The organism is Thermomonas sp. (assembly GCF_041905325.1).
In the GTDB taxonomy this organism is placed as follows: Bacteria; Pseudomonadota; Gammaproteobacteria; order Xanthomonadales; family Xanthomonadaceae; genus Thermomonas.
This window is the reverse complement of record NZ_JAYRLK010000030.1, coordinates 1-2,242: the sequence shown is the minus strand read 5'-3', so window position 1 is coordinate 2,242 and position 2,242 is coordinate 1. Positions and strand designations below refer to the sequence as shown.

Here is a 2,242-nt window from a genome sequence, read left to right as displayed (position 1 = left end):
GCCGATCTCCACCCAGTGCCTCATGGCCTCGGGCGCGGCGCTCTCCTTCAAGCTGCGCAAGCAGAAGCGCGTCGCGGTGGCGGTGTGCGGTGACGGCGGCAGCTCGAAGACCGATTTCTACGCCGCGATCAATACCGCCGGCGCCTACACCTCGCCGCTGGTGCTGTGCGTGGTCAACAACGGCTGGGCGATCAGCGTGCCGCGCAGCGCCCAGACCGGCGCCGAGACGCTGGCACAGAAGGGCCTGGCCGGTGGCCTGTATTGCTTGCAGGTGGACGGCAATGACCTGATCGCGGTGCTGGAAGCCATGCGCCGCGCCACCGAGCGCGCACGCAAGGGCGAAGGCGGCAGCGTGATCGAATTCATGACCTACCGCCTGCACGACCACACCACCGCCGACGACGCCCGCCGTTATCGCGGCGAGGACGAGGTCAAGGCGGCGTGGCTGAAGGAACCCTTCATCCGCCTGCGCAAGTACCTGGTCAGCAAGAAACTGTGGAGCGAGGCCGAGGAAAAGGCCTGGATCGAGGAGTGCGCGAAGAAGGTGGACGAGGAAATCAACGCCTACCTCAACACCCCGGTGCAGCCGGTCGAGGTGATGTTCGACTATCTCTACGCGGAGCTGCCCGAGGACCTCAAGGGCCAACGTGCAGAAGCGTTGGCACGGGAGGGCCGGGCATGAGCGCGCAACCCATTTGCCTGATCGAGGCCATCACCCAGGCGCTGGCCTACGAGCTGCGCCACGACGAGCGCGTGGTGGTGCTGGGCGAGGATGTCGGCGTCAACGGCGGCGTGTTCCGCGCCACCGCCGGGCTGTCGGCCGAGTTCGGCCCCGAACGCATCCTCGATACCCCACTGGATGAAACCAGCATTGCCGGCCTGACCGTGGGCATGGCCTCGCAGGGCATGCGCCCGGTGGCCGAGGCGCAGTTCGACGGCTTCGTCTATCCGATGGTGGATTTCATCGTCTGCCACGCCGCGCGCATGCGCTACCGCACCCGTGGCCGGCTGACCTGCCCGATGGTGCTGCGGGTACCGTGGGGCGGCGGCATCCGCGCGCCGGAGCACCACAGCGAGGCCAACGAGGCGATCTTCACCAACGTCCCCGGCCTGCGCGTGGTGATGCCGTCCAGCCCGCAGCGCGCCTACGGCCTGCTGCTGGCGGCGATGCGCGATCCGGATCCGGTGATCTACATGGAACCCAAGCGCATCTATCGCCAGTACAAGGAACTGGTGCCGGATGACGGCGAAGCCCTGCCGCTGGACGTGTGCTACGTGCTGCGCGACGGCAGCGACATCACCCTCGTCACCTGGGGCGCGCAGGTCAAGGAAACCCTGGAAGCCGCGGACGCCCTGGCGAAGGAAGGCATCAGCGCCGAGGTGATCGATGTTGCCACCCTGACCCCGCTGGACTTCCCGACGATTGCCGAATCGGTGAAGAAGACCGGCCGCTGCGTGATCGTCCACGAAGCCCCGCGCACCGCCGGATTCGGTGGCGAGATCGCGGCGCGGATTGCGCACGAATGCCTGTTCGACCTGTTGGCACCGGTCGAGCGCGTGACCGGCTACGACACCCACATCCCGCTGTTCCGGCTGGAAATGAAGTACCTGCCGAGCGTGGACAAGGTAGTCGCTGCGGCCAAGCGGGCGATGGCGTATTCGTGATGGTGGGTTGAGACCCGCCTTCGCCACGGCCGGGCATTGCATCGGCGGGTCGAGACCCGCCCTACGAAACCGAAAATCAGGATCTCGCAAATGAGCAAGAAATTCCTCCTCCCCGATCTTGGTGAAGGCCTGCCGGATGCCACCATCGTCGAATGGCACGTCAAGGTCGGCGACGTGATCCGCCTCGACGAAAACCTGGTCTCGATGGAAACCGCCAAGGCGGTGGTGGACGTGCCCTCGCCGGTCTCCGGCAAGGTGCTCAAGCTCGCCGGTGGTGCCGGTGACGTGATCGTCACCGGCAAGTGGCTGGCCGAGTTCGAGGTCGATCCCAACCTGCCGCAGCGCGCGGAAGGCCAGGACACCGGCCATCACCACGGCGCCGCGCATGATGACGAACCCGAACCCGCGCCGGCACCCGCTGCCGCAGCGCCCGCCCCGGCCGCCGCAAGTGGACGCGAGGATGCCGGTACCGTGGTCGGCGCGATGCAGGTCGGCAATGCCGTGGTCAGCGAGGCCGCAGTCGCGGTCGGCGGGGTCAAGGCCGTGCCGGCGGTGCGCGCGATGGCGCGCAAGCTGG

General features: G+C 67.5%; 3 protein-coding genes. All 3 read left to right on the top strand.

Features of this window, described 5'->3' with window-relative positions; genetic code table 11:
* Positions 1-682: thiamine pyrophosphate-dependent enzyme (locus ACE3OK_RS12410; RefSeq protein ID WP_374249866.1), on the top strand; the 682-nt coding region annotated here is incomplete at its 5' end.
* Entirely contained in the window at positions 679-1,665 is a 987-nt protein-coding gene (locus ACE3OK_RS12405; RefSeq protein WP_374249865.1) for an alpha-ketoacid dehydrogenase subunit beta, read from the top strand. The genes ACE3OK_RS12410 and ACE3OK_RS12405, both read left to right, overlap by 4 nt.
* A 90-nt stretch (positions 1,666-1,755) precedes the next feature.
* Positions 1,756-2,242, top strand: a 487-nt coding sequence (locus tag ACE3OK_RS12400; protein ID WP_374249864.1) for a biotin/lipoyl-containing protein, incomplete at its 3' end; no start/stop codon positions are given.

Excerpts from the sequence above, each read along its gene's own strand:
- ACE3OK_RS12405 (WP_374249865.1), top strand. The coding sequence starts at position 679 with ATGAGCGCGCAACCCATTTGCCTGATCGAGGCCATCACCCAGGCGCTG.